Source organism: Kitasatospora mediocidica KCTC 9733 (assembly GCF_000744225.1).
Lineage (GTDB): Bacteria > Actinomycetota > Actinomycetes > Streptomycetales > Streptomycetaceae > Kitasatospora > Kitasatospora mediocidica.
On record NZ_JQLN01000007.1, the window covers coordinates 1,099,546 to 1,125,565 of the forward strand.

The 26,020-nt window shown below is 72.5% G+C and carries 22 protein-coding genes and 1 pseudogene; 18 read left to right on the top strand and 5 right to left on the bottom strand.

The window, feature by feature from the left end; all coding sequences use genetic code 11:
• Window positions 1-61 precede the first annotated feature (61 nt).
• The 4 genes and pseudogenes from BS80_RS35145 (at window position 62) to BS80_RS35160 (ending at window position 5,924) form a co-directional block, all read left to right on the top strand.
• A complete protein-coding gene (locus BS80_RS35145) occupies window positions 62-1,555 on the top strand; it encodes a leucyl aminopeptidase (protein WP_035805640.1) in 1,494 nt (497 codons plus the stop codon).
• 468 nt (window positions 1,556-2,023) lie between these two features.
• Window positions 2,024-3,412 carry a dihydrolipoyl dehydrogenase gene (gene lpdA / locus BS80_RS35150; protein ID WP_035805643.1) on the top strand — a complete coding sequence of 463 codons (1,389 nt, stop codon included), beginning with the start codon at window positions 2,024-2,026 and terminating at the stop codon, window positions 3,410-3,412.
• A gap of 56 nt (window positions 3,413-3,468) precedes the next feature.
• Window positions 3,469-5,246: pseudogene (gene sucB, locus BS80_RS35155) on the top strand (2-oxoglutarate dehydrogenase, E2 component, dihydrolipoamide succinyltransferase).
• A 162-nt stretch (window positions 5,247-5,408) separates the two neighbouring features.
• The gene (locus BS80_RS35160; protein WP_035805645.1) at window positions 5,409-5,924 is read left to right on the top strand and encodes a DUF4240 domain-containing protein; all 516 of its coding nucleotides are present in this window, start codon (window positions 5,409-5,411) and stop codon (window positions 5,922-5,924) included.
• 30 nt (window positions 5,925-5,954) lie between these two features.
• Here BS80_RS35160 and BS80_RS35165 read toward each other — a convergent pair whose 3' ends face one another.
• Window positions 5,955-6,254 carry a hypothetical protein gene (locus BS80_RS35165; RefSeq protein ID WP_035805646.1) on the bottom strand — a complete coding sequence of 100 codons (300 nt, stop codon included), beginning with the start codon at window positions 6,252-6,254 and terminating at the stop codon, window positions 5,955-5,957.
• A 70-nt stretch (window positions 6,255-6,324) separates the two neighbouring features.
• Between BS80_RS35165 and BS80_RS35170 the strand changes: the two genes are divergently transcribed.
• Window positions 6,325-6,708 carry a hypothetical protein gene (locus BS80_RS35170; RefSeq protein ID WP_157536764.1) on the top strand — a complete coding sequence of 128 codons (384 nt, stop codon included), beginning with the start codon at window positions 6,325-6,327 and terminating at the stop codon, window positions 6,706-6,708.
• A 40-nt stretch (window positions 6,709-6,748) separates the two neighbouring features.
• Here BS80_RS35170 and BS80_RS40055 read toward each other — a convergent pair whose 3' ends face one another.
• Window positions 6,749-7,060, bottom strand: a complete 312-nt coding sequence (locus tag BS80_RS40055; protein WP_035805652.1) for a DUF2510 domain-containing protein — start codon at window positions 7,058-7,060, stop codon at window positions 6,749-6,751.
• 154 nt (window positions 7,061-7,214) lie between these two features.
• On the opposite strand from BS80_RS40055, the gene BS80_RS35180 reads away from it, so the two are divergent.
• The 3 genes from BS80_RS35180 to BS80_RS35190 all read left to right on the top strand — a co-directional run bounded on the left by BS80_RS35180 (window position 7,215) and on the right by BS80_RS35190 (window position 11,200).
• Window positions 7,215-8,120, top strand: coding sequence for a TIGR01777 family oxidoreductase (locus tag BS80_RS35180; protein WP_035805655.1), 906 nt, complete (start codon window positions 7,215-7,217; stop codon window positions 8,118-8,120).
• A 386-nt stretch (window positions 8,121-8,506) separates the two neighbouring features.
• Window positions 8,507-9,838, top strand: coding sequence for an NAD(P)/FAD-dependent oxidoreductase (locus BS80_RS35185; protein ID WP_232246763.1), 1,332 nt, complete (start codon window positions 8,507-8,509; stop codon window positions 9,836-9,838).
• Between the two features lie 132 nt (window positions 9,839-9,970).
• A complete protein-coding gene (locus BS80_RS35190) occupies window positions 9,971-11,200 on the top strand; it encodes a cation:proton antiporter (RefSeq protein ID WP_035805657.1) in 1,230 nt (409 codons plus the stop codon).
• Between the two features lie 196 nt (window positions 11,201-11,396).
• On the opposite strand, the gene BS80_RS35195 is transcribed toward BS80_RS35190, so the two are convergent.
• A complete protein-coding gene (locus BS80_RS35195; RefSeq protein ID WP_232246764.1) occupies window positions 11,397-13,118 on the bottom strand; it encodes a regulator in 1,722 nt (573 codons plus the stop codon).
• Window positions 13,119-13,425: 307 nt separating this feature from the next.
• On the opposite strand from BS80_RS35195, the gene BS80_RS35200 reads away from it, so the two are divergent.
• From BS80_RS35200 to BS80_RS35225, 7 genes are all read left to right on the top strand, one after another.
• Window positions 13,426-14,211 carry an SDR family oxidoreductase gene (locus tag BS80_RS35200; protein WP_035805659.1) on the top strand — a complete coding sequence of 262 codons (786 nt, stop codon included), beginning with the start codon at window positions 13,426-13,428 and terminating at the stop codon, window positions 14,209-14,211.
• Window positions 14,212-14,288: 77 nt separating this feature from the next.
• Window positions 14,289-15,626: an MFS transporter gene (locus BS80_RS35205; RefSeq protein ID WP_035805661.1), complete on the top strand. Its 1,338-nt coding sequence runs from the start codon at window positions 14,289-14,291 to the stop codon at window positions 15,624-15,626.
• A 16-nt stretch (window positions 15,627-15,642) separates the two neighbouring features.
• Entirely contained in the window at window positions 15,643-17,646 is a 2,004-nt protein-coding gene (locus tag BS80_RS35210; protein ID WP_035806856.1) for a helix-turn-helix domain-containing protein, read from the top strand.
• A gap of 82 nt (window positions 17,647-17,728) precedes the next feature.
• Window positions 17,729-18,505: a lipoyl(octanoyl) transferase LipB gene (gene lipB / locus BS80_RS35215; protein ID WP_035806858.1), complete on the top strand. Its 777-nt coding sequence runs from the start codon at window positions 17,729-17,731 to the stop codon at window positions 18,503-18,505.
• 105 nt (window positions 18,506-18,610) lie between these two features.
• Window positions 18,611-19,564 (top strand): lipoyl synthase, encoded by a 954-nt coding sequence (lipA, locus tag BS80_RS35220; RefSeq protein ID WP_035805663.1) that lies wholly within the window; start codon window positions 18,611-18,613, stop codon window positions 19,562-19,564.
• 148 nt (window positions 19,565-19,712) lie between these two features.
• Window positions 19,713-19,877: a hypothetical protein gene (locus BS80_RS42175; RefSeq protein ID WP_198045722.1), complete on the top strand. Its 165-nt coding sequence runs from the start codon at window positions 19,713-19,715 to the stop codon at window positions 19,875-19,877.
• A gap of 77 nt (window positions 19,878-19,954) precedes the next feature.
• A complete protein-coding gene (locus BS80_RS35225) occupies window positions 19,955-20,644 on the top strand; it encodes a DUF4191 domain-containing protein (RefSeq protein ID WP_035806860.1) in 690 nt (229 codons plus the stop codon).
• 97 nt (window positions 20,645-20,741) lie between these two features.
• Here BS80_RS35225 and BS80_RS35230 read toward each other — a convergent pair whose 3' ends face one another.
• On the bottom strand, window positions 20,742-21,209 hold the full coding sequence (locus tag BS80_RS35230) for an RDD family protein (protein ID WP_035805666.1): 468 nt from the start codon (window positions 21,207-21,209) through the stop codon (window positions 20,742-20,744).
• A 302-nt stretch (window positions 21,210-21,511) separates the two neighbouring features.
• On the opposite strand from BS80_RS35230, the gene glnA reads away from it, so the two are divergent.
• The gene (gene glnA, locus BS80_RS35235) at window positions 21,512-22,927 is read left to right on the top strand and encodes a type I glutamate--ammonia ligase (RefSeq protein ID WP_035805669.1); all 1,416 of its coding nucleotides are present in this window, start codon (window positions 21,512-21,514) and stop codon (window positions 22,925-22,927) included.
• 810 nt (window positions 22,928-23,737) lie between these two features.
• Here glnA and BS80_RS35240 read toward each other — a convergent pair.
• Window positions 23,738-24,622, bottom strand: a complete 885-nt coding sequence (locus BS80_RS35240; protein ID WP_035805673.1) for a helix-turn-helix transcriptional regulator — start codon at window positions 24,620-24,622, stop codon at window positions 23,738-23,740.
• 117 nt (window positions 24,623-24,739) lie between these two features.
• Here BS80_RS35240 and BS80_RS35245 point away from each other — a divergent pair, with 117 nt between their 5' ends.
• Together BS80_RS35245 and BS80_RS35250 are read left to right on the top strand one after the other, a co-directional pair.
• Window positions 24,740-25,072 carry an SDR family oxidoreductase gene (locus BS80_RS35245; protein WP_083975712.1) on the top strand — a complete coding sequence of 111 codons (333 nt, stop codon included), beginning with the start codon at window positions 24,740-24,742 and terminating at the stop codon, window positions 25,070-25,072.
• A gap of 93 nt (window positions 25,073-25,165) precedes the next feature.
• Window positions 25,166-26,011, top strand: coding sequence for an SDR family oxidoreductase (locus BS80_RS35250; RefSeq protein ID WP_035805675.1), 846 nt, complete (start codon window positions 25,166-25,168; stop codon window positions 26,009-26,011).
• Window positions 26,012-26,020 lie beyond the last annotated feature (9 nt).

The following is a 26,020-nucleotide window of genomic DNA, read 5'->3' on the forward strand; positions in this document are numbered from 1 at the left end:
GCTGGGGCTTTACCCATGCCGTAATCCGGCCGTGGACCGCGAAAGAACAGGACGCAATTACGTGACTGCATTGTCTGTGAGCACCTCCTCAGCCGCCGCGCTGCGTGCGGACGCTCTGGTGATCGGCGTGGCGAAGGGGCCGAAGGGTCTCGTCGTGACCTCCGGCGCCGAGGCCGTCATCGAGGCGTTCGAGGGCAAGCTGGCCGAGACCCTCGCCACCCTGGGCGCGAACGGTGCCGAGGGCGAGGCCGTCAAGCTGCCGTCCCCCGCAGGCCTGAAGGCCGGCTTCGTGCTGGCGGTCGGCCTGGGCGAGGCCGCCGAGGGCGGCTACCCGCTGGAGGCGCTGCGCCGTGCGGCCGGCGTCGCCGCCCGTACCCTGTCCGGCACGAAGAAGGCCGGCCTGGCGCTGCCCGCCGAGTCGGCCGAGGAGATCGAGGCGGTCGCGCTGGGCGCGCTGCTCGGCTCGTACGACTTCACCGTCTACCGCACGGGTGAGGGCGTCAAGGAGCCGGTCGGCGACCTGGTCGTGCTGACCGGTCGCAAGGGCAGCAAGGACGCCAAGGCGGCCGTCGAGCGCGCCACCGTCCTCGGCGAGGAGATGAACCGCTCGCGCGACCTCATCAACACCCCGCCGAACGACCTGCACCCGAAGGCGTTCGCCGCCATCGTGCAGGCGGCCGGCAAGGAGCACGGCCTCAAGGTCGAGGTGTGGGACGAGAAGGCGCTCGCCAAGGGCGGCTTCGGCGGCATCCTCGGCGTCGGCGTCGGCTCCGCCAACCCGCCGCGGCTGGTGAAGGTGGCCTACACCCACCCGAAGGCCAAGGCCACCCTCGCCTTCGTCGGCAAGGGCATCACCTACGACTCGGGCGGCATCTCGCTCAAGCCGGCCGGCCACAACGAGACCATGAAGTGCGACATGTCCGGTGCGGCCGCGGTCTTCGCCGCGGTGGTCTCGGCCAAGCGCCTGGGCCTGGCCGTCAACGTCACCGGCTGGCTCGCGCTGGCCGAGAACATGCCGTCCGGCTCCGCCACCCGCCCCGGCGACGTGCTGCGGATGTACGGCGGCAAGACCGTCGAGGTGCTCAACACCGACGCCGAGGGCCGCCTGGTGCTGGCCGACGCGATCGTCCGGGCCGGCGAGGAGAAGCCGGACGCGATCGTGGACGTCGCCACCCTCACCGGCGCCATGGTGCTGGCGCTGGGCAACCGCACCTTCGGCGTGATGGCCGGCAACGACGCGTTCCGCGACAAGCTGCACGCCACCGCCGAGCGCGCGGGCGAGCAGTCCTGGCCGATGCCGCTCCCCGCCGAGCTGCGCAAGAGCATGGACTCGCCGGTCGCCGACCTGGCCAACATGGGCGAGCGGATGGGTGGCGGCCTGGTGGCCGGCATCTTCCTCAAGGAGTTCGTGGCGGACGGCATCGACTGGGCGCACCTGGACATCGCCGGTCCGGCGTTCCACGAGAGCGCTCCGTACGGCTACACCCCCAAGGGCGGCACCGGCAGCGCCGTGCGCACCCTGGTGCAGCTCGCGCAGGAGACCGCGCAGGCCTGACGCAGCCTTCTCTCCGCAGGGCCCGGCCGCCTCGGCGCCGGGCCCTGCGGGGTTTGCGCGTCCATAACGGCTGCGTTGCCGTGACGGCTGCGTGCCCGCCGGATCACCCCGGGTGTCCGCATTTCCCGGTTACCAATTGGTAGCCCCTCAGCGGCTCGCGCCTTCGTGTTCGCTTGGGGCGAAACTTTGTTCCACAAAGCGGAATCAAGTTCGGTCACGATCGGCGCAGCACCCGGAACAGACCCCGGCGTTGCGGCGTTGACCTGCACAGACGGCGGGAAAAGGGGGTCGCCGAAACCCCTGCCCGGCCCCCGCGCACCCCCTGCGGAGTGGACCCGGACATCAGCCGCCGCGAACAAGTGCGAAGATGTATTTCCGGCACGACTGGGCGCCCCACAAGGGCCCGCCCGACACACCGGACCAGCCCCGGCCCGGACGATCCACACCCCATTGCATGGAGGACGTGACGTGGCGAACGACGCCAGCACCGTTTTCGACGTAGTCATTCTCGGAGGCGGAAGCGGCGGTTACGCCGCGGCGCTCCGCGCCGCTCAGCTGGGTCTGAGCGTGGCCCTGATCGAGAAGGGCGAACTCGGCGGCACCTGCCTGCACCGGGGTTGCATCCCGACCAAGGCGCTGCTGCACGCGGCCGAGATTGCCGACGACACCCGCGAGGCCGCCGAGTTCGGCGTGCTCGCGACCTTCCAGGGCATCGACATCAAGGGCGTCCACAAGTACAAGGACGACGTGATCTCGGGCCTCTACAAGGGTCTGCAGGGCCTCGTCGCCTCGCGCAAGATCACCTATGTCACCGGCGAGGGCCGTCTCTCCTCGCCGACCTCGGTGGACGTCAACGGCCAGCGCTACGAGGGCCGCCACATCGTCCTCGCGACCGGCTCCGTGCCGAAGTCGCTGCCGGGCCTGACCATCGACGGCGACCGGGTGATCTCCTCGGACCACGCCCTCAAGCTCGACCGCATCCCGCAGTCCGCCGTCATCCTCGGCGGTGGCGTGATCGGCGTCGAGTTCGCCTCGGTCTGGAAGTCCTTCGGCGTCGACGTCACCATCGTCGAGGCCCTGCCGCACCTGGCACCGCTGGAGGACGAGAACTCCTCCAAGCTGCTGGAGCGGGCCTTCCGCAAGCGTGGCATCAAGTTCGAGCTCAAGGCCCGCTTCTCCGGCGTCGAGTACACCGAGAACGGTGTGCGCGTCTCCACCGAGAACGGCAAGCAGATCGACGCCGACCTGCTGCTCGTCGCCATCGGCCGCGGCCCGGTCTCGCAGGGCCTGGGCTACGAGGAGGCCGGCGTCGCGACGGACCGCGGCTACGTCCTGGTCGACGAGTACATGCGCACCAACGTCCCCACCATCTCGGCCGTCGGCGACCTGGTCCCGACCCTGCAGCTGGCGCACGTCGGCTTCGCCGAGGGCATCCTGGTCGCCGAGCGGCTGGCCGGCCTCAAGGCCGTGCCGATCGACTACGACGGCGTGCCGCGCGTCACGTACTGCAACCCCGAGGTCGCGTCGGTGGGCATCACCGAGGCCAAGGCCATCGAGGTGTACGGCAAGGACAAGGTCGTCACGCTCAAGTACAACCTGGCCGGCAACGGCAAGAGCAAGATCCTGAAGACCGCCGGCGAGGTCAAGCTCGTCCAGGTCAAGGACGGCGCCGTGGTGGGCGTGCACATGGTCGGCGCGCGGATGGGCGAGCAGGTCGGCGAAGCCCAGCTGATCTACAACTGGGAGGCCCTGCCCTCCGAGGTCGCGCAGCTGATCCACGCGCACCCGTCGCAGTCCGAGGCGCTCGGCGAGGCGCACCTCGCGCTGGCCGGCAAGCCGCTGCACTCGCACGACTGATCGCCCCTCCACTTCCCCCTTCCTGAACGCAAGACTTGATAGGAGTCGCTGAAACCATGGCGGTCTCAGTAACGCTGCCCGCACTGGGCGAGAGCGTGTCCGAGGGCACTGTCACCCGTTGGCTCAAGGCCGAGGGTGAGCGAGTGGAGGCCGACGAGCCGCTGCTTGAGGTCTCGACGGACAAGGTCGACACCGAAATCCCCGCGCCGGTCTCCGGCATCCTCGCCTCCATCAAGGTCGCCGAGGACGAGACCGTCGAGGTCGGCGCCGAGCTGGCCATCATCGACGACGGCTCGGGCGCCCCGGTGGCCGCTGCCGCCCCGGCCGCCGCCGCTGCGCCGGCCCCGGTCGTCGAGGCCCCGGCCGCTCCGGTGGCTCCGGCCGCTCCGGCCCCCGTGGCCGAGGCTCCGGCCGCCCCGGTGGCTGCCGCTCCGGCCGCCGCCGCCGACGCCACCCCGGTCCTGCTGCCCGCGCTCGGCGAGTCGGTGTCCGAGGGCACCGTCACCCGTTGGCTCAAGGCCGAGGGCGAGACCGTCGAGGTCGACGAGCCGCTGCTCGAGGTCTCGACGGACAAGGTCGACACCGAGATCCCGTCGCCGGTCGCCGGTGTGCTGGTGAAGATCCTGGTCGGCGAGGACGAGACGGCCGAGGTCGGCGCTCAGCTCGCGCTGATCGGCGTGGCGGGTGCGGTCGCCGCCGCTCCGGCAGCCCCGGCTGCTCCGGCCCCCGTGGCCGCTCCGGCCCCGGTCGCCGCTGCCCCGGCTCCGGCCCCGCCGCCCCGGCCCCCGCGCCGGTCGCGCCCGCCGCTCCGGTGGCTCCGGCCGCTCCGGCCCCCGTGGCCGCTCCGGCTCCGGCCGCCGCTGCCCCGGCGCCCGTCGCCGCCGCGCCGGTCGCCGACGCCGGTGACGCCTACGTCACCCCGCTGGTCCGCAAGCTCGCGGCCGAGCAGGGTGTCGCGCTCGGCTCGGTCGCCGGTACCGGTGTCGGTGGCCGGATCCGCAAGCAGGACGTCATCGCCGCCGCGGAGGCCGCTGCCGCCGCCCGCCAGGCCGCCGCCGTTCCGGCCGCCGCCCCGGCTGCCGCGAAGGCCGCCGCCCCGGTCACCCCGTCGCCGCTGCGCGGCCAGACCGTGCCGATGACCCGTGTGCGCAAGGCGATCGCCAAGCACATGGTCGAGTCGCTCAAGGTGTCGGCCCAGCTGACCACCGTGGTCGAGGTCGACGTCACGCGCATCATGCAGCTGCGCGCCAAGGCGAAGAACGGCTTCCTGCAGCGCGAGGGCGTCAAGCTCTCGCCGATGCCGTTCTTCATCAAGGCCGCCACCGAGGCGCTCAAGGTCCACCCGATCGTCAACGCCCGGGTGAACGACGACGACACCATCACGTACCACGACGTCGAGAACATCGGCATCGCGGTGGACACCGAGAAGGGGCTCTTCGTCCCGGTCGTCCACGGCGCCGGTGACTTCAACATCGCCGGTATCGCGAAGAAGGTCGCCGACCTGGCGGCCCGTACCCGCGACGGTGGCCTCAAGCCCGACGAGCTGGCCGGCGGCACCTTCACGGTGACCAACACCGGTTCGCGCGGCGCGCTGTTCGACACCCCGATCCTCAACCAGCCGCAGGTGGGCATGCTGGGCATCGGCGCCACCGTGCGCCGCCCGGTGGTCATCAACCACCCGGACCTGGGCGAGACGATCGCGATCCGCGACATGGTCTACCTGGCTCTGTCGTACGACCACCGGATCGTCGACGGCGCCGACGCGGCCCGCTTCCTGGGCACCGTCAAGGCGCGCCTGGAAGACGGCGCCTTCGAGGGCGACCTCGGCCTGTAAGGCACCTGCCCCTCAGGCAGCAGGCACCATCTGCACCATCGCCGAGCCCCGGACCGTCACTGCGCGGTCCGGGGCTCGGCGCTTCTCCGCCCGACGCGCGCGGCGCACGGGCGGCGCATAGGGTGTGCGTTCGGTTCGTGGACCAGGGATGCTGGAGCGGTGATGTACGAGACGGACTTCTGGCAGATCATCGATGAGACCCGCGACGCCGCGGAAGGCGATCCGGACGACCAGGCCGACCTGCTGGTGGAGCGGCTCGGGCAGTTGACGCCCGATGAGGTGATCGACTTCGCCCGGCTCTTCGAGGCGCGCTTCCAGCGGGCCTACACGCGCGAGCTCTGGGGCGCGGCGTACCTGATGCTCGACGGGGCGTCCGAGGACGCCTTCGACTACTTCCGGTGCTGGCTGATCGCCCAGGGGCGGGAGGTCTTCGAGGGTGCGGTGCACCACCCGGACGACCTCGCCGAGCTGGTCTCCGACTTCGACGAGGAGGAGGACGGCGACGCCGAGGAGTTCGGCTACGCCGCCGACGAGGCGCACGAGCGGCTGACCGGCATGCCGCTGCCGGACCTGGGGACGCAGCAGCCCCGGCAGCCGGAGGGCGCGCCGTTCGACTTCGACGACGCGGCCGAGATGGCGAAACGATTCCCCAAGCTCTGGGAGCAGTACGGGGATTAGAAGCCGGCTGGACGGTCCGGCAGAGCGTCCTCAGACGCCGTTGGCCGGCGCGGCGACGCGGATCCCGGCGACGATCTGTTCGAGCACCGCGGGCTGCGGCGCGCTGGGATCGTCGTCGACCGAGCCGACCAGGATGGAGAAGCCGCCGCCGGCCGAGGGCAGCGCCACCAGCAGGATGTAGCCCTGGGTGCCGGTGGACGGAACCACGTGCCAGCGGACCGCGTAGCCGGTCAGGCCGGCCGCGGTGATCGGGGCCGAGGCCAGCTCCTGGTGCGAGGCGAGGTCGCCGTAGAGCTGCGGCGCGTAGTCCGCGATGGTCGCCCGGGCCACCGACTGCGCGTCGGCACCCTGGGTCGGGGCGCTGTCGATCGAGAAACTGCCGCGGACGCAACCGCCGGGCGTGCTGCAGTCGTACGGGGTGGTGACCGTCAGCAGCGCGGTCCCGGCGCCGTGGTCGGTGGAGGTCCAGCCGGTCGGCAGCGGGACGGTCCAGCCGTGCGTGGTGTCGGTGGCCGAGCTGCCGTCCGGGGAGACCGGGGCCTTGCTCTGCGGCTGGGGCTGGTCGGAGGGACCGGGGGTCGGCTGCGCGGGCTGCGGCGCGGCGCCGTCCGCCGGTGCGCTCGCCGCCGGGGTCGGGGCGACGGCGGCGCTGCTGCTGGGGCCGGCGCTGCCGCTCAGCAGCGCGGCGGCGCCGACGACCGTGACGCCGACCAGCAGCAGGGCGCCGGCCAGGACGCCGACGATCAGCCCGGTGCGCTGGCGCGGGGGCTGCGGCGGGAGGTAGGGGCCGCCGTACGGTGCGGTCGGCGGATAGGCCGGGGGGCCTACCGGGGGGTACGGCGCAGGCTGCGGGAACCCGTACGCCGCCGGGGCGGGGGGCTGCGGCGGGAAGCCGTAGCCGGGGGCTCGACCGGGGCGGGGACGGCCGGGTGACCGTAGGCGGGTGAGGCGTCGGACACCACCGAGCGGTGAGGCGGCGGGACGGCCGGACCGACCGCGTCCCAGCGCGGCGGCGCGGCGGGCGGCCGGGTCTGCGCGGTCCAGCCGCCGCCGTCCCAGTAGCGTTCCTGCGCAGCGCCGCCGTCGGGTCCGCGCTGCGGGTCCGGGTACCAGCCGGGAGGAGTCGAGTTGCTCACCGCCGTACCGTATCGGTCGGGAGCGGCGGCAGACAGGCCAACCGGGTGACGGACCGTCGGACGGCTCGCGACGGTCACCGGGCGGCGGGTGACAGGTGGCGACACGCCCGGGTCCAGGGACCGGACGGGGCGGGGTGCCTGCCAGGATGGCGGCATGCGTATCGCTGTCACCGGTTCCTCGGGCCTGATCGGCTCCGCCCTTGTCCGCTCACTGCTCTCCGACGGCCACCAGGTGGTCCGGCTGGTCCGGCACCGCCGCGCGGTGGGCCCGCAGCCCGACGGGTCGGTCGGCATCGGGTGGAGTCCCGAACTCGGCCAGCTCGACCAGGCCGCGCTGACCGGGACGGACGCCGTGGTGCACCTGGCCGGCGCCGGGGTCGGCGACCGGCGCTGGACGGACTCGTACAAGCGGGCGATCCACGACAGCCGGGTCGGCGGCACCCGCACCCTGGTCACCGCGCTGCTGGCGGCGGACAAGGCGCCGGCCGTGCTGGTCAGCGGCTCGGCTGTCGGCTACTACGGGCAGACCGGTGACCGGGTGATCGACGAGAGCGCACCGCCCGGGGACGACTTCCTGGCCAGGGTCTGCGTGGAGTGGGAGGGCGCCGCCCGCCCGGCCGCCGAGGCGGGTGTGCGGGTGGTGCACCCGCGCACCGGGCTGGTGCTGTCCTCCCAGGGCGGGGCCGGCGGACGGCTCTTCCCGCTCTTCAAGCTCGGCCTCGGGGGGCGGCTTGGCTCGGGCGAGCAGTTCTGGAGCTTCATCTCGCTGGTCGACCAGGTGGCGGCGCTGCGGTTCCTGATCGACCACCAGGAGCTGAGCGGCCCGGTGAACCTGACGGCGCCGGAGCCGGTGACCAACCGCGAGCTCACGGCGGCGCTGGGCCGGGCGCTGGGGCGGCCCACGCCGTTCCCGGTGCCGGAGGCGGTGCTGCGGGTCGCGCTGGGCGAGATGGCGGTGGAGGTGGTCGGGAGCCACCGGGTGGTGCCGCGCAAGCTGCTGGACGCCGGGTTCCGCTTCGCCCACCCGACCGTGGACGCGGCGGCGCTGGCGGCTCGCTAGCCGTACCCATCCGTGCGGCGGCCTCGTGCGGCGGCCGCAGGGCAGCGGGTACGGCCGCAGGGCAGCGGGTACGGCCGTGCGGCGGCGGGCTACGGCGGCCTTGTGCGGGGTGCTGGCGCGCGGCGGCGCCCGGGGGCGGCGAGGGGCGGCGGGGAGCGCCAGCAGGGCCGCAGAGGGGGCGCACGGGGGCACTCCGCGGCGCCCGACAGCGCACGGCGCGCCGCCGTTCCCGACGGGCGTGCCACCGGCACGGCGGGGACCGCCCAGATCCGAGCGAATGCCCTTGGCTGAACAAGGCTTTGACGGGGCATCACCTGTTCGGACCGTCCCGGCACCCCGCAGCCGTTCGCCGGCCGGAGCTCCGGGACCAGGGAGGGAGCTCGCCCGTGACCGCATATGACATCACCCGCCGCAGCCGCCCCGCCGACCCCGACGTGGTCGTGGTCGGCGCAGGCCTGGCGGGCCTCGCCGCCGCCCGGGCGCTGATCGCCGCCGGACTCGACGTCCAGGTGGTGGAGGCGACCGAGCGGATCGGCGGCCGGATGGCCGACCACCAGCTGGACGGCTACCGGCTCGACCACGGCGGGCAGTTGCTCAACACCGACTTTCCCGAGCTGATCCGCCGGCTCGACCTGGACAGTCTGGAGCTCCGTGCACTGGCCCCCGGGGTCCAGGTGCACAGCGCGGGCCGCCGCTACCGGACCGTCGGCCCGCAGCCGCCGGCGATCCGTCAGGCCACCGCCCGCGCGCCGCTGGGCGGCTCGCTGGACAAGGCCAGGCTCGGCTCGGCGCTCAGCCGGCTCGCCGCCACCCCGGTGCCCCGGCTGCTGGCCCGGCCGGAGACCACCACCGCCCGGGCGCTGAGCGAACGGGGGCTCTCCCCCCGGATGGTGGACGGCTTCCTGCGCCCGCTGCTGACCGCGCTGCTCAGCGACCCGGCGCTGGGCACCAGCAGCCGGGTCGCCGACCTGGTGCTGCGTGGCTACGCCCGTGGACGGCTCTGTCTGCCCGCCGCCGGGACGGCCGCCGTGCCGGGCCGGCTGGCCGACGCGCTGCCGCCCGGCACCGTCCGGCTGGGCGTGCGGGTGACCTCGATCGGGGCGGGTGGCGTGCTGACCGAGGAGCACGGGCGGATCGGCGCCCGCGCGGTGCTGCTCGCCACCGACGCCCGGTCGGCCGCCGAACTGCTGCCCGGGCTGCGGCTGCCGGACTTCCACCCGGTGACCACGTACTACCACTCCACGGCCGGCTCGCCGCTGGCCGAGGCAGTACTGCTGCTGGACGCCGAGCGGCCCAGCGGCGCGGCTCCGGTTTCGCACTCGCTGGTGCTCAGCGAGGTGCACCCGTCCTACGCCCCGGCCGGGCGCTCGCTGGTGGCCACCACCGTGCTCGGGCGGCGCAGCTTCGACGCCGGCGGCCCGGCCGGGCTCGAACCGGCGGTCCGGGCCCGGCTCACCGAGCTGTACGGGGTGTCCGCGCGGGAGTGGGAGTTCCTGAGCGTGCGCCATCTCCCGGACGCCGTCCCGGCGATGCCGCCGCCGCACAACTTCCGCCGGCCGGTGCGGGTGCTGGCCGGTCTGTACGTCTGCGGCGACCACCGGGACACCAGCAGCGCGCAGGGGGCGCTGCTCTCGGGACGGCGGGCGGCGCAGGCCGTGCTGCGTGACCTCGGGATGGCGGGCGACGCCGGCTCGCGGGAGGCCCGCGAGGCGGCCTGAGGAGGACTCAGGCGGCGCGGCACGGACAGTGGCATGGCTTGGGTACCGGCTCGGCGACGGGCCGGTACCCGTACGGGCCCGCGCTCCGGTTCGGTCCGCGGCGGCGGGTGCGGCGCGTGCCAGGATGCCGCCATGTCCGACACGACAGTGCAGGTCCAGCCGCTGACGCTGGTGCTCGTCCCGGCCGCCGCGCTCGCCGCTCCGCTCCTCGCGGACCGGGCACGGCGCTGGCTTGCGGTGCCGACCGTGGTGTTCGAGATCGTGCTCGGTGTGCTGATCGGACCGGACGGGCTGGGGTGGGCGAAAACCGGCCCGCTCGTCGCGGCGATGTCGCAGTTCGGCCTGGCAATGCTGATGTTCCTGGCCGGCTACGAGCTGGACTTCGCCCGGCTGCGCGGCGGCCCACTGAGGCGGGCGGGCGCGGCCTGGCTGATCGCGCTGGTGGTCGCGCTGGGCGTCGGGGCGCTGGTCAACCGGTCGGCGTTGACCGGCGCCTTCGCCGGGCTGGCGCTGACCACCACCGCGCTCGGGACGGTGCTGCCGATCCTGCGCGACTCCGGCGAGTTGGGGACCCGGTTCGGCTCGCTGGTGATGGCCACCGGCTCGGTGGGCGAGTTCGGCCCGATCATCGCGATCGCGGTGCTGCTCAGTGGCAACACACCGGGGCGGTCGGCGGTGATCCTCGCCGTGTTCGCGGGGATCACCGCGCTCGCGGTCGCCTACGCACGCCGCCCCCGGCCGGCGTGGGCGACCCACCTGATCCAGCAAACGCTGCGGACCTCGGGGCAGTTCGCGATCCGCGCGGTGGTGTTCGTGCTCGCGGTGATGGTCGCGGCGGCCGTCTGGCTGGAGCTGGACATGCTGCTCGGCGCCTTCACCGCCGGGATCGTCTCGCGGCTGCTGCTCAGCGACGTGCCGGAGGCCCAGGAGGCGGTGATCGACGCGAAGCTGGAGGCGATCGGCTTCGGCGTGCTGGTGCCGGTGTTCTTCGTCTACAGCGGGATGACCTTCGACTTGAAGGCGCTCCTCGACGACCCCGGGACGCTGCTGCTGGTGCCGGTCTTCCTGCTGCTCCTGGTGTCGGTCCGCGGCCTCCCGGCGGCGCTGCTCGGCCCGCCCGACCTGACCGTCCGGGACCGGGCCGCGCTCGGGCTGTTCGCGGCCACGGCGCTGCCGCTGATCGTGGTGATCACCACGATCGAGGTGCAGGAGCAGCAACTGGCCGGCTCCACGGCGGCGGCGCTGGTCGGCGCCGGGATGCTCTCGGTACTGATCCTGCCGCTGCTCGCCCAGCACCTGCGCGGCGGGAGCGAGCTGTCGGCCGCCGGGTCGGCCCGGCGGCCGCGGGCGGAGAGCTGGTGAGCAGTCGCCCGCGGCCGTACGGTCCTTGCGCCTAATGCCGCGTCAGGCAACTTTTGCCCGTCAAGGAGCGGTGTCCGGTGCGTGCTCTCGGCGTGTCGGCCGGAAGTCCTCGTACTGGACGTACTTGGGCTTTCGGCCGGTGCGGCGAGAGTGCGCACCGGGCGTCGCGACGGGGTGAAGGTTGCCTGACGCGGCACTAGATCACCCCCGCCTGCCGGGCGGCCTCCTCGAAGGCGCGGGCCACCGGGCTGCCGCGGTAGGGGGCCAGCCGGCGGTGGAAGTCGCGCAGGTACTCGACCGTCCGGGCGGAGCGCATCTCCCCCGCCGCGCGCAGGGCCTCGGTGGCCATCGCGCAGGACTCCTCCAGATCGCCCATGCCCAGCCGGGAGGCGGCCAGCACCATCCGGCAGAAGACCCGGTTGCGCGCGTACACGGCCGAGCGCAGCCGCAGCGACTTCTCGGCGTGCTGCGCGGCGGGCCGCCACTGCTGCAGGTCGCGGTAGCAGTGGGCGAACTCGTCGGCCAGCTGGGCCTCGTCGAAGTATCGTGCCCAGGAGGGGAGTTCGTCGCCGCTGCGGGCGACCGCGAGGGCTCGCTCGGAGCGCACCAGCGCGGTGGTGCAGGAGCGGACGTCGCCCAGTATTCCGTGCCCACGGGCCTCGGCCGCGTGCATCAGCGACTGGACGGCGGCCGGCGCGGCCGTGCCCACGCCCTGCTGGGCGACCCGGGCCAGCTGCACCGCCTCGCGGCCGTGGCCCAGGTGCACCGCCTGCTGGCTCATGGTGATCAGCACATACCCGCCGAGCACCCGGTCGCCGGCCGCCTGGGAGAGCCGCAGCGCCTGGACGAAGTAGCGCTGCGCCAGCCCGTGGGCGGCGATGTCGAAGGACGTCCAGCCGGCCAGCCTGGTCAGGTCGGCGACGGCGGCGAACAGCGCCCGGCCGATCTGCTCGCCGTAGCGGCCGCGCAGCATCGGCTCGGCCTCGCTCTCCAGGTAGCGCACCAGGGCCTGCCGGGCGTGGCCGCCGCCATAGGCGTGGTCGAGGGCGCGGAAGAGGTCGCCGACGGCCCGGACGGCCGCGATGTCGCCGCGGCCGACCCGCAGCCCGGGGCGCGGAACGCGGGTGCCTGGGTCCGGCGGCGGCGCCACCGCGGCCTGGGGCGATCGCAACTCGGAGACCAGCGGCCGACGGCTCTGCGAGGGGACCCGCCCGGCGCCGGCCGACCGGGCGGCGGGGACGCTGCCGGGGCGTAGCGGCGGGTGGTCCGCCGGGTCGGCCGGGTCCGGCGGGAGGCCCGGGCCCGCCGGGTAGCCGCCCACCGAGCCGTCCCGGGCGACCTGTTCGTCGCTGCGGCCGATCAGCCAGTCCCGGCTGGGGACCACCAGGCCGGCCGGGGTGAAGGCGATCCGGCGCAGCTCGGACTGCGGCCCGGTGTCCTTGCGCCACATGCTGGCGACGATGTCCACCGCCTCCTGCGGGGTCTGCGCGAACTCCAGGCCCGCGTAGACCGGCGCGCAGGCGTCCAGGCCGATGTCCTGGGCGGAGAGCCGTCGGCCCAGGCGCCGGGTGAAGACCTCGGCGATCAACGCCGGAGTGGCCCCGCGCGGCTGCTGGCCGCGCAGCCAGCGGGTCACCGAGGTCTTGTCGTAGCGCAGGTCGAGCCCGTGCTCCAGGCCCAGTTGGTCGACCCGGCGGGCCAGGCCGGCGTGCGAGAAGCCGGCCTCCTCGATCAGCGCGGCGAGCGCCGGGTTCTGGGCACGCTCGACGGGCGTCCGGCCGCCGGCGGCGATCTCGTCCGCGCGCTCGTCGTCAGGCGGTGCGGACAGGGAGGCATCCGGCAGGGACCGCGCGGCCCGCCGTTCGTGCGGGTCGAGCGGACCGTAGGCCGGGCTGTCGGTCGCAGGCCGTTGGGACATGTCAGTCAACACCTCTCGGACGGCGCACCGGGAAGTCCAATCCCCCGCTGCCCGGCGCGGCGCCCCCTGTCGGGAATCGGCGTGAATGTAGCGAGCATTCGGGCGCTATGGGTGGTTCTGGGCAGGCAATCCTCCGAACGGGTGAAGGACGGGCGTCCGTTGTGGGGAAGGTGCCTCACTGGGGGTTTGGCTCTGCTTGCGTGTCTCGGTTCGGCGCCCACATGGTGTCCGGCACTATGGGACGGCGGCCGTCTGTGGCTGTCCATCACATGGGGTCCGGACGCGCGGATTCCTACCGTTCTGGGTCATGGAGACCACACCACCGCCGCCGGGTCCCGACCCGGGCGGGACCGATCTGACCGGCCGGACCGTCCTGGTCACCGGAGCCGCCGCGGGCATCGGCCTGGCCTGCGCCGAGGCCTTCGCCGCGGCCGGCGCCCTCGTCCACGTCGTCGACCTGGCGGCCGGGCCGACGCTCGAACTGGCCGAGCGGATCGGCGGGGTGGCGCACGTCGTCGACCTGGGCGATCCGGAGCTGGTGGAGACGCTGCCGGCCGAGGTCGACATCGTCGTCAACAACGCCGGACTCCAGCACGTCGCCCCCGTCCACGCGTTCCCGCCGGAACGGTTCGCGCTGATCCAACGGGTGATGGTGGAGGCGCCGTTCCGGATCCTGCGCCGCACCCTGCCGCACATGTACGCGCGGGGCTGGGGACGGATCGTCAACATCTCCTCCGTGCACGGCCTGCGGGCCAGCCCGTTCAAGGCCGGCTACGTGACCGCCAAGCACGCGCTGGAGGGCCTGAGCAAGACGGTCGCCCTGGAGGGCGCGCCGCACGGCGTGACCAGCAACTGCGTCAATCCCAGCTACGTCCGCACCGCGCTGGTCGAGCGGCAGATCGCCGACCAGGCCCGCGTGCACGGCATCGGCGAGGACGAGGTGGTGGAGCGGATCATGCTCGACCGCAACGCCGTCAAGCGTCTGATCGAACCGGCCGAGGTGGCCGCCGTGGCGCTCTGGCTCTGCTCGCCGCACACCTCCTTCGTCACCGGCGCCAGCCTGCCCGTGGACGGCGGCTGGACCGCGCGCTGACCCCCGTCCCCCACTGTCATCACCTCGCTGCCATCGCCCCACTGCCATCGCCCCACTGCCCGGAAGGACGTTGACCGATGCCAAGAACCAACCTCTGGAAGGTCGTCGGCGCCAGTCTGATCGGCACCACGATCGAGTGGTATGACTACTTCCTGTACGGAACGTCGGCCGCGCTGGTCTTCGGCAAGGTCTTCTTCCCGAACACCGACCCGCTGACCGGCACGCTGCTCTCCTTCCTCACCTACGCGATCGGCTTCGCCGCCCGGCCGATCGGCGCCCTGGTCTTCGGCCACTTCGGCGACCGGATCGGCCGCAAACGCCTGCTGGTGGTGAGCCTGTTGCTGATGGGCGGAGCCACCACCCTGATCGGCTGCCTGCCGACGTACCGCCAGGTCGGCGCGCTGGCACCGGTCCTGCTCACCGCCCTGCGCCTGGTGCAGGGCTTCGCGCTCGGCGGCGAGTGGGGCGGCGCGGTGCTGCTGGTCTCCGAGCACGGCGACCAGCGGCGGCGCGGCTTCTGGGCGTCCTGGCCGCAGGGCGGCGCACCGGCCGGGAACCTGCTGGCGGCCGGCGCGCTCTCGCTGCTGACGGCCTTCCAGTCGGACGCGACCTTCCTCGCCTGGGGCTGGCGGGTGCCGTTCCTGCTCTCGTCGCTGCTGGTGATGGTCGGGATGTGGATCCGGCTCTCGGTGGACGAGTCGCCGCTCTTCCAGCAGGCGCTGGCCGCCGCGAAGGCCCGGCCGGTCCCCGAACAGCCGCCGCTGGTGGCCGTGTTGCGCAACCACTGGCGGGACGTGCTGGTCGCGATGGGCGCCCGGATGGCGGAGAACATCTCGTACTACGTACTGACCACCTTCGTCCTGGCCTACGCCGTCGAGCATGTGCACCTGCACAAGCAGACCGCACTCAACGCGGTACTGATCGGCTCCGCCGTCCAGTTCGCGCTGATCCCGCTCTTCGGCGCGCTGTCCGACCGGGTCGGCCGCAAACCGGTCTACCTGTTCGGCGCGCTGGGCACCGGTGTCTGGGCGTTCGTCTTCTTCGGACTGGTGGACACCAGGAGCTTCGGGCAGTTGGTGCTGGCGGTGACGGTGGGCCTGTTCTTCCACAGCGCGATGTACGCGCCGCAGGCGGCGTTCTTCTCCGAGCTGTTCGCCACCAGGATGCGTTACTCGGGTGCCTCGATCGGTGCGCAGTTCTCCTCGGTCGCGGCCGGCGCACCGGCGCCGCTGATCGCCACCGCGCTGCTCAAGGGCTACGGGAACGCCACCCCGATCGCGGTCTACGTGGCCCTCGCGGCGGTGGTCACGGTGATCGCGGTGCTCTGTGCCAGGGAGACCCGCGGCCGCGACCTGGCCGAGGTCGAACCGGCGGGCGTCGCGCTGGAGGGTGCTGCGAGCGTCGTGCCCGTGTGAGACGGTGTCCGGCACCATGAATGACTCAGCACCCGCGGCCGGCGCGGCACCCGCACTGCGCCGGCTGCTGGACCTGCTCGCCTCCGGCGCCGCCGCCGAGGACCTGACCGACGTGCTCGCCGAGACCCGCCGCCGGGAGGTCGAACCGGCGGTGCTGGCGGAGGTCGACGAGGCCGTCTGGGTCGCCCTGCGGATCCACCGGACGCTGCGTCAGCACCGGCGTCGGGAGACCGAGTTGACCGCCCTCTTCGACACCGCCGGCGACCTGGCCGCCTCCCGCGACCCGGACGCGGTGCTGCGCGCCATCGTCCGCCGGGCCCGAATGTTGCTCGGCACCGACACCGCGTACCTGACGCTGCCGGACGAGGACGCCGGCGACACGTACATGAGGGTCACCGACGGGTCGGTCTCGCCGCTCTTCCAGAGCCTGCGCCTGCGCCTGGGCGAGGGGTTGGGCGGCCTGGTCGCGCAGACCGCGCGCCCGTACGCGTCGCCCGACTACCGCAGCGACGAACGCTTCCAGCACACCGGACGGGTGGACGCGGGCGTGCTGGAGGAGGGCCTGGTGGCCATCCTCGGGGTGCCGCTGCTGCTCGGCGGCGGGGTGATCGGGGTGCTCTTCGCCGCCGACCGCTCGCCGCGCTCCTTCTCCCCCGACGAGGTCGCGCTGCTCTGCTCGCTGGCCGCGCACGCCGCGATCGCCATCGACACCGCCAAGTCGGTGGCCGGCACCCGGGCCGCGCTGGCCGAGCTGAACAGCGCCAACGCCGTGATCCGGGCCCACGCGGCGGCCGTGCAGCGTGCCGAGCAGGCGCACGACCGGCTCACCGACCTGGTGCTGCGCGGCGCCGAGGTGGCGGACGTGGCCGCGGAGGTGGCCGTGCTGCTGGAGGGCGAGGTGGCGGTGCACGATCCCGAGGGCCGTCCGCTGGCCGGGCGGCCGGCCGGGGCGGGCGCGCTGGCGGCGGCGGTGGAGCGCTCGCGGGCCGAGGGGCGGGCGGTGCGGCACGGCGAGAGCTGGGTCTGCGTGGTGCTCGCCGGGCAGGAGCCGCTGGGCAGCCTGCTGCTGCGCGGCCGGCCCGAGCTGGACGACCCGGACCGACGGCTCTTCGAACGGGCCGGGGTGGTCACCGCGCTGCTCCTGCTGCTGCGCCGCTCGGTCGCCGAAGCGGAGAACCGGGTCCGCGGCGAGCTCCTGGCCGACCTGTTGAGCGAGCCCGGGCGCGACCCGGCCGGGCTGCTGGCCCGAGGGCGGCGGCTGGGCGTGGACCTGGGGCGGCCGCACCTGGTGCTGGTCGCCGAGACCGCGCCGGACGGCCGGGCGCGGCTGGCGGGGGCCGCGGTGCGGCTGCTCTTCGGCTCGGGCTCGCGGGGGGAGGGCGCTGGTGCCGCGAGCGGGGTGGGCGCCTCGCGCGGGGTGGGCGCCTCGCGGGGGGTGGGCGCCTCGCGCGGCGCAGGTGCCTCGCGCGGGGTCAGTGCCGAGTACGGCGAGTCCGTGGTGCTGTTGCTGCCCGACGACGGCTCGGCCGACCCGGCGCGGGCCGCCGCCCTCGCCGCCGAGCGGCTGACCCGGCTCGTCGGCCAGCCGGTGACCGTCGGCACCGGACGCAGCGCGGCAGGCCCGTCCGCGCTGGCCGCCTCGTACGGCGAGGGCCTGCGCTGCGTCCGCGCGCTGCGCGTGCTCGGCCGCGAGGGGGACGGCGCGTCCGCGGAGTCGCTCGGCTTCCTCGGCGTACTGCTCGGCGACGGGCACGACGTCGGCGGGTTCGTCGGCCGCACGCTCGGGCCGCTGCTGGAGTACGACGCGCGGCGCGGCACCGAGCTGGTCCGCACCCTGCGCGCCTACTTCGACTGCGGCGGCAGCCTGACCCGGGCCAAGGAGGAGCTGCACGTGCACGTGAACACCGTCGTCCAGCGGCTGGACCGGGTCCAGGCGCTGCTCGGCCCGCGCTGGAACGAGCCGGAGCGCGCCCTGGAGCTCCAGCTCGCGCTCAGGCTCCAGCTGCTCTCGGGCAGGTGAGCGAGCGGGCGTACGCTAGCCAGGTTGGTCTCGAACGCCTGGGCAAGGAGCAGTGGTGAGCGAGAACGTGCGGTTCATACGCATGGGCATCGGCGAGGGCGCGGTGCCGTACCAGGTCGCCTGGGAGGAGCAGCAGCGGCTGCACGCCCTGCGGCGGGCGGACGAGATCCCGGACACCGTGCTGCTGCTGGAGCACCAGCCGGTCTACACGGCCGGCCGGCGCACCAAGCCCGAGGACCTGCCGCTGGACGGCACCCCCGTGGTGGAGGTCAACCGCGGCGGCGAGGGCACCTGGCACGGGCCCGGCCAGCTGATCGGCTACCCGATCGTCAAGCTGCCCGAGCCGATGGACGTCGTCGCGTACGTGCGCCGCCTGGAGGAGGCGCTGATCCGCGCCTGCACCGAGTTCGGCGTGGCGTCCAGCCGGGTCGAGGGCCGCAGCGGCGTCTGGGTGCTGGGCGAGGAACTGCCGGACGCCCGGGTGGACCCGTCCCAGGTGCTCGACATCGGGCGCCTCACCCTGCGGATGGGCCTGCCGCTGGGCATCGACCCGCGGCTGGCGGGTCCCGAGTACGCGCCCTCCAACGCCGGTCAGCGCGGCGACGACCGCAAGCTCGCGGCGATCGGCGTGCGGGTCGCGCGCGGCGTGACGATGCACGGCTTCGCGCTCAACTGCAACCCGGACATGACCTGGTTCGACCGGATCATCCCGTGCGGGATCCGGGACGCCGGAGTCGGCTCGCTCTCCACCGAGCTGGGCCGGGACGTCCCCGTGGGCGAGGCCCTGCCGGTGGTCGAGCGCTACCTGGCCGAGGTCTTCGCCGAACTGCCGGAACCCGCCTTGATCGGGAATCCCTGACCTGCGCCGACTGTTGCCCTGCGAATGCGGGGCTCAGGCTCGGCCAAGACCGTACAAGCACAGGCGTACCCTGGGGGGTACCCCGTCTAGTTCTAGGAGTCGCACGTGTCCGCTGTCGCCCCCGACGGCCGGAAGCTTCTCCGCCTGGAGGTCCGCAACGCCGAGACCCCCATCGAGCGGAAGCCGGAGTGGATCAAGACCCGGGCGAAGATGGGCCCGGAGTACAACGCCCTCCAGTCGCTGGTGAAGAAGGAAGGCCTGCACACGGTCTGCCAGGAAGCCGGCTGCCCCAACATCTTCGAGTGCTGGGAAGACCGCGAGGCCACCTTCCTGATCGGCGGCGACCAGTGCACCCGGCGCTGTGACTTCTGCCAGATCGACACCGGCAAGCCGGCCGACTTCGACCGCGACGAGCCGCGCCGGGTCGCCGAGTCCATCGTCACGATGGACCTGAACTACGCCACCATCACCGGTGTGGCCCGCGACGACCTGCCCGACGGCGGTGCCTGGCTGTACGCCGAGACGGTCCGCCAGGTGCACGCGCTGACGGCCGACCGCGCTGGCGGCCAGACCGGCGTCGAGCTGCTGATCCCCGACTTCAACGCGGTGCCCGAGCAGCTGGCCGAGGTCTTCTCGTCCCGTCCGCAGGTGCTCGCGCACAACGTCGAGACGGTGCCGCGGATCTTCAAGCGGATCCGCCCGGCCTTCCGCTACGAGCGTTCGCTGGACGTCATCACGCAGGCCCGCGCGGCCGGCCTGGTGACCAAGTCCAACCTGATCCTGGGCATGGGCGAGACCCGCGAGGAGGTCAGCCAGGCGCTGGAGGACCTGGTGGGCGCCGGCTGCGAGCTGATCACCATCACCCAGTACCTGCGGCCGTCCGTGCGCCACCACCCCGTCGAGCGCTGGGTCAAGCCGCACGAGTTCGTGGAGCTTCAGGAGGAGGCGGAGGAGCTCGGCTTCGCCGGTGTGATGTCCGGGCCGCTGGTCCGTTCGTCGTACCGGGCGGGCCGGCTGTACCGCCAGGCGCTGGAGCACCGCGAGCGCACCGCCGTTTGACGGTTTTCACCCGTGTGGGGCCCGGTTGCCGAGAGGCGGCCGGGCTCTTCTGGTTTCATCTTTTCATCCGCGTTTGACCGGTTGGTCACTGTCCGGAAACACCGGCGGCGGAGACTGGGCCCGAGCCCAGCGAAAGGAGATGCCAGGCATGGGTACCACGACCACCATCGGCAGCGCGATCAGGCTGGCGGAGAGCGTCCTCCTGGCCGGCGGCCGCAAGCAGGCCAGGCTCAACGCGTGGACCTCGGTCTGCGAGAACCGCCGCTACGCCGCGGACCGCGAGGCGGCCCGCACTGCTGTGATTGCGAAGTAAGACCATCCGGATCACAGTTCCGCCCAATCGGGACCGGGCTTCGTGATCCGATCACCCCGCCACGTACCATGACGTTCATGGCGAGGGAAACATCCGAGAATCCCGGGCGGCTCAAGCAGATCCGTCAGGCGTACAGCATGACCAGGAAGGTCGACACCAAGATCGGCCTGATTATCGGGGGCGTTGGCCTCCTCACCTTCGGCGTGTTCCTCGCCATCGGTTTCCTGATCGGTCATCCCATCTACCTGGGCATCCTGGGCTTCATCGTGGCGTTCCTGGCCATGGCGATCGTCTTCGGACGACGGGCCGAGCGAGCCGCCTTCGGGCAGATGGAGGGACAGCCGGGCGCTGCGGCGGCCGTGCTGAACAACATCAAGCGCGGTTGGAGCAGCAACCCCACCCCGGTCGCGGTCACCCGCAACCAGGACGCGATCTACCGTGCGGTCGGCCGGGCCGGCATCGCGCTGATCGGTGAGGGCAACCCGAACCGGGTGCGCCCGCTGCTCGCCGCCGAGAAGAAGAAGATGGCCCGGGTGGTCGGCGACGTGCCGGTGCACGACATCGTGGTCGGCGACGGTCCGGGTGAGGTGCCGCTGAAGAAGCTGCAGATCCACCTGATGCGTCTGCCGCGCGCGATCACCCCCGCCCAGGTCACCGAGACCAACGACCGGCTGCGGGCGCTGGGCGACCTGCTCTCCAAGGCGCCGATCCCCAAGGGCCCGATGCCCAAGGGTGCCAGGATGCCCAAGGGCGGCCAGGGCCGCTGAGCCCCACCGCTCCCGAATAGCCCAAGGCCCCGCCGCAGATCTCCGCGGCGGGGCCTCTCGTTGCCCTCGGGCGTGGGGCGCGCCTCAGATCCGGACCTCAGATCCGGACCTCGACGGTGCCGACGGCCTTGTCGTGCAGGCCGCGGGAGTCACGGTCCCAGACCAGGGCGGGCACCAGCAGGACGAGCAGGAAGGTGCGCAGCAGCACCTGCGGGATCGAGGCCCGGGTACCGCCCAGGCGCACCACGCGCAGGCCGAACAGGCGCTTGCCGATGGTCGTCCCGGTGGTCGCCAGCAGGATCACGGTGACCGTGAAGAAGAGCGGGGTGGTCCAGAGGTTCGCCCGCGACTGCTCACCGTGCGCGAGCAGCCCGTACGCGACCAGGCTGCACAGCCACCCGTCGACGAAGAGCGCGCCGATCCGCCGGCCCACGCCGGCCATCGAGCCGGTGCCCTCCTGCGGCAGGCCGAGCCGCTCGCCCCGGTAGCCGAAGTCGGCGCCCATCCGCTCGGCGGCGGCCTTCGGCCCGTCGATCCACGATCCCAACGCTTCTCTGCTGTCCACGAACGCACACTATCCGGGCAGCGGCCGTCGACCGTCATCGACTCCCCCTGCGGGTGAATCCGCCACACCCGCTCCTTTCAAGTGGTCCAGACCAGTTCAGGAGCCCGGCCTGCGCCGGGATGCGATTTGCCCGAAGCCGTGCGGCTTTGCCGCCCATCCGGGGCGCCTGGTTAACATGGGCGAAACGATGGGGTCACGACCAGGAAACGGCCGGTTCCTATCGTGAGCCGCACCACGGCCGGTTGGGACGACTGGTCCGTGAACGTCTGAACCCGGCTCAGCGGCCGGGCTGAGGAGGATTGATGTTCAAGAACGCCGCCGAGGTCAAGGCGTACATCACCGAGAACGACATCAAGTTCGTCGATGTGCGGTTCTGCGACCTGCCCGGAGTCATGCAGCACTTCGCGGTGCCTGCGGCAACGTTCGACCCAGCCGAGACCCTGATGTTCGACGGCTCGTCGATCCGCGGTTTCCAGGCCATCCACGAGTCGGACATGGCGCTCGTCCCGGACCTGGCGACCGCTCGCCTGGACCCGTTCCGCAAGGAAAAGCACCTCAACATCAACTTCTTCATCCAGGACCCGATCACCGGCGAGGCCTACAGCCGCGACCCGCGCAACGTCGCCAAGAAGGCCGAGGCCTACCTCGCCTCCTCCGGCATCGCCGACACCGCCTTCTTCGGACCCGAGGCCGAGTTCTACGTCTTCGACGAGGCCCGCTTCGAGACCACCGCGAACGCCTCCTACTACCACATCGACTCCGAGGCCGGCGCCTGGAACTCCGGCCGGATCGAGGAGGGCGGCAACCGCGGCTACAAGGTCAAGTACAAGGGCGGCTACTTCCCGACCCCGCCGGTGGACCACTTCGCCGACCTGCGGGCCGAGATGTCGCTGGAGCTGGCCGCCTCCGGCCTGGAGGTCGAGCGCCAGCACCACGAGGTCGGCACCGCCGGCCAGGCCGAGATCAACTACAAGTACAACACCCTGCTGCACGCCGCCGACGACCTGATGCTGTTCAAGTACATCATCAAGAACGTCGCGTGGCGCAACGGCAAGACGGCCACCTTCATGCCCAAGCCGATCTTCGGCGACAACGGCTCCGGCATGCACGTGCACCAGTCGCTCTGGGCCGAGGGCGCGCCGCTCTTCTACGACGAGCAGGGCTACGCCGGCCTCTCCGACACCGCCCGCTACTACATCGGCGGCCTGCTGAAGCACGCGCCCTCGCTGCTCGCCTTCACCAACCCGTCGGTGAACTCCTACCACCGCCTGGTGCCCGGCTTCGAGGCCCCGGTCAACCTGGTCTACTCGCAGCGCAACCGCTCGGCCGCGATCCGCATCCCGATCACCGGCTCGAACGCCAAGGCCAAGCGCATCGAGTTCCGCGCCCCCGACCCGTCCTCCAACCCCTACCTCGCCTTCGCCGCGATGCTGATGGCGGGCCTGGACGGCATCAAGAACAAGATCGAGCCGCTCCAGCCGGTCGACAAGGACCTCTACGAGCTCGCCCCCGACGAGCACGCCAGCGTCCCCCAGGTCCCCGCCTCCCTCCCGGCCGTCCTGGAGGCCCTGGAGAAGGACCACGAGTACCTGCTCGCGGGCGGCGTCTTCACGCCCGACCTGATCGAGACCTGGATCGACTACAAGCGCACCAACGAGATCGCCCCGATCGCCCTGCGCCCGCACCCGCACGAGTTCGAGCTCTACTACGACCTGTAGGGGTGCCTCCGACCTGCGGAAACGCAGTTCGATCTCTTGTTGTTTCCGCAGGTCAGCACCTCGCTGACCTGCGGAAACGTCCACGGGAGGGCTGGCATCGAAGGTTCAGAGGCTTGCGATGTGCAATGAGAGTGCGCGGAGATCGAACTCAGCACAAGACCTCTCAGCGACCTGAACCGCCACAGCGCGACCCTTGCTCACGTGACGATGAGTAGCCGTCGGCTGTGCGCCGTGGTCCCGATTGCCACCTGACGGACGGATTCGACGGGTCGTTGGATCACGTGTGGTTGATCAGACCGCGAGTAGTCCGTGCGTGCGCTCGGCTGGGATTCCCCGGCCGAGCGTTCTGCGTGGCGGCAGTCCAGCTCGTCGGCGACGGCCACCAAGCGTCCCGGGCCGACCGTCCGTTTCCCAGGGCCTGGGCCAGCAGGCCAGCCTCGCCCGCCTCAGGTCCAACCGCCCCCGCGGCCCGTCGGCGAACCGGCGCCAACCGACCGGATCGGCCTCCGCCCACGGACCCCGAGCGATGCGACTTGTGTGCCATCACGTGGCATCGGCTGACGATGCGTCAGAAGCTGACCAATGGCAGGCCTGCGCGCGAACCAATCCACCGCCCGCCGTCGTCGAGCCAAAGGCCGCCGGACGGCTCCTTACTGCTGGAACCGCCAGTTGAGTCGACGGCTCTCCATCCCCCACCCCGTGGAAAAGGTCAACAGTGACGCGGTCCGCGCGTGGGCGGAGGCCATGAGGTCGGCGGGCGCCAGGACGGCGTTCAAGGTCCCGATGGCGCCCGAAGGGATAGTCAGCCCATCAGACGGGTCGGGTGGTCCGTTCAGGGGTGTACGGCCCGGTGGTGGATGTGCCGGTCCAGCTCGCGAGGATGGCAAGGGCTTCGGCGGAGGGGGACGCCGGCTCGGGGGTCAGGATGACCAGGGTCTGGTCGGGGTCGCCTTCGACCGCCAGGACCACGTAGTCGAGGGTCAGGTCGCCGACCACCGGGTGGTGCAGGCGCTTGGTGCCGCTAGCGTGGGCCAGGACGTCATGGTCGGCCCACATGCGCCGGAAGGTGTCGCTGTGCAGGGACAGCTCGCCGATCAGCTCGGTGAGCCGCGGGTCGTCGGGGTGGCGTCCGGCGTACAGGTGCAGTGTGGCCACGCAGTCGCCCGCGGCCTTCTCCCAGTCGGCGTACAGGCTGTGGGCGGCGTCGTCGAGGAACACGAAGCGGGCGAAGTTGCGCTCGCGGTGGGGCCGGGCCTGGAAGTCGGCGAAGAGCGCGGAGCCGAGCGGGTTGGAGGCCAGGACGTCCATGCGTCGCCCCTGGATGAGCGCGGGGGCGCTGAGGGAGTCCAGGGCCCGGTACATGACCGGGCGCACCCGCTGCGGGCTGAACGGCCTGCGGCGGCGGGCCCGGGTGGCGGTGGGCTGGGCAAGGTCGAACAGGTGGGCGCGCTCGGTGTCGTCCAGCTGCAGGGCACGGGCGACGGCGTCCAGGACGGCTCCGGAGACGCCTTGGGTTCGGCCGCGCTCCAGGCGGATGTAGTAGTCCACGCTGACCCCGGCGAGCTGGGCGACCTCCTCGCGGCGCAACCCCGGCACCCGACGAACCCGCGGGTCGGGGGCGAGGCCGGCCTGTTCGGGGGTGATCCGGGCCCGGCGGGTGCGCAGGAACTCACGGATCTCGGTGCTGCGGTCCATGGGTCCACGGTACGGCCGGCCCCCGCACCCTGGGGCGCCTGAAGGGGTACTGGCAGACCCCCGGCAGAGCGGTGCCCCGTATGGCCGTCCGGGCGTGGTCGGCACGTGGTTGCCTGGATGCAGGGCCCACTGCACAGATCGTGGCACTGGAACGGCTACGGCGTCTACAACCTCACCAAGTTCGGGGTGAACGGCTTCACCGAGTCCCTGCGCCAGGAGGTGACGCGGCGTCACGTACGTGTCGGCGTCCTGGAGCCGGGCGGTGTTGCCACCGAACTGGGCTCGCACAACGACCACAAGGCCGAGGTTCGCGAGGCGATCAACAGCTTCTACGAGCAGACCGAGGTCCTCGCCCCCGAGGACATCGCCGACGGCGTCGCCTACATGGTCACCCGTCCCCGCCATGCCTCCGTCGGCGAACTGTGGATCATGCCTACCGACCAGGCCTGACCGCGAACTGCGGTTAACGCCGTCGGCGACACCCGCACATCTACACCACACCACACCGGGTGCCGGACACGGTGCCTGTAAGGGAGCCCCCTCATGAGCAAGGTCATTTTCATCACCGGTGCCGGACGCGGTCTGGGCACGGACATCGCCCTCCAGGCCCTCAAGGCCGGCCACCAGGTCGTCGCCACCGGCCGCCGCCCCGAAGAGGTCGAGAAGACCCTGGGCGGTCCGCAGGACAACCTGCTGGTCACCAAGCTGGACATCACCAGCCCGCAGGACGCGCAGGCGGCCGCACAGGCCGCGGTCGAGCGCTTCGGCCGCATCGACGTCCTGGTCAACAACGCCGGGAACTTCTTCGCCGGCTACTTCGAAGAGATCACCCCCGAGCAGATGCGCCAGCAGTTCGAGACGAACCTCTTCGGCCCCATGAACGTCACCCGCGCCGTCCTGCCGATCCTGCGCAAGCAGCGCGCCGGTCACATCATCTCGCTCTCGTCCTCCGCCGGACTGATCGGCCAGGAGTTCTGCGTCGCCTACGCCGCCTCCAAGTTCGCCGTGGAGGGCTGGATGGAGTCCCTGCGCTACGACGTGGAGCCGTACGGCATCCGCACCACGGTCGTGGAGCCCGGCTTCTTCCGGACCGAGCTGCTGGTGGACGCCTCCACCACCTGGCCCGAGCCGACCATCGACGACTACGCAGAGCGCACCACCGCGACCATCGCGGCCTGGAAGAGCATGAACGGCCAGCAGGGCGGCGACCCCGTCAAGCTCGCCCAGGCCCTGCTGGCCCTCGCCGCCCAGGACACCCCGCCGCTGCGGTTCGTGGCCGGCGCCGACGCCATCGAGGGTGTCGAGGCCAAAGCTCAGGAACTGCTCGCTCAGGCTCGTGCCTCCCGCGAGCTGGGCGGCAATCTGGCATTCGACGACACCAACGCCTGACCTGCCGCA

What these genes read in the sequence shown, in the direction of transcription:
- BS80_RS42175 (WP_198045722.1), top strand. Translation starts at nt 19,713, where the DNA reads ATGGGTACCACGACCACCATCGGCAGCGCGATCAGGCTGGCGGAGAGC.
- BS80_RS35205 (WP_035805661.1), top strand. Translation starts at nt 14,289, where the DNA reads ATGCCAAGAACCAACCTCTGGAAGGTCGTCGGCGCCAGTCTGATCGGC.
- BS80_RS35245 (WP_083975712.1), top strand. Translation starts at nt 24,740, where the DNA reads ATGCAGGGCCCACTGCACAGATCGTGGCACTGGAACGGCTACGGCGTC.
- glnA (WP_035805669.1), top strand. Translation starts at nt 21,512, where the DNA reads ATGTTCAAGAACGCCGCCGAGGTCAAGGCGTACATCACCGAGAACGAC.
- BS80_RS35250 (WP_035805675.1), top strand. Translation starts at nt 25,166, where the DNA reads ATGAGCAAGGTCATTTTCATCACCGGTGCCGGACGCGGTCTGGGCACG.
- BS80_RS35195 (WP_232246764.1), bottom strand. Translation starts at nt 13,118, where the DNA reads ATGTCCCAACGGCCTGCGACCGACAGCCCGGCCTACGGTCCGCTCGAC.
- BS80_RS35160 (WP_035805645.1), top strand. Translation starts at nt 5,409, where the DNA reads ATGTACGAGACGGACTTCTGGCAGATCATCGATGAGACCCGCGACGCC.
- BS80_RS35240 (WP_035805673.1), bottom strand. Translation starts at nt 24,622, where the DNA reads ATGGACCGCAGCACCGAGATCCGTGAGTTCCTGCGCACCCGCCGGGCC.
- BS80_RS35190 (WP_035805657.1), top strand. Translation starts at nt 9,971, where the DNA reads ATGTCCGACACGACAGTGCAGGTCCAGCCGCTGACGCTGGTGCTCGTC.
- BS80_RS35200 (WP_035805659.1), top strand. Translation starts at nt 13,426, where the DNA reads ATGGAGACCACACCACCGCCGCCGGGTCCCGACCCGGGCGGGACCGAT.
- lipB (WP_035806858.1), top strand. Translation starts at nt 17,729, where the DNA reads ATGGGCATCGGCGAGGGCGCGGTGCCGTACCAGGTCGCCTGGGAGGAG.
- BS80_RS35210 (WP_035806856.1), top strand. Translation starts at nt 15,643, where the DNA reads ATGAATGACTCAGCACCCGCGGCCGGCGCGGCACCCGCACTGCGCCGG.
- BS80_RS35180 (WP_035805655.1), top strand. Translation starts at nt 7,215, where the DNA reads ATGCGTATCGCTGTCACCGGTTCCTCGGGCCTGATCGGCTCCGCCCTT.
- BS80_RS35225 (WP_035806860.1), top strand. Translation starts at nt 19,955, where the DNA reads ATGGCGAGGGAAACATCCGAGAATCCCGGGCGGCTCAAGCAGATCCGT.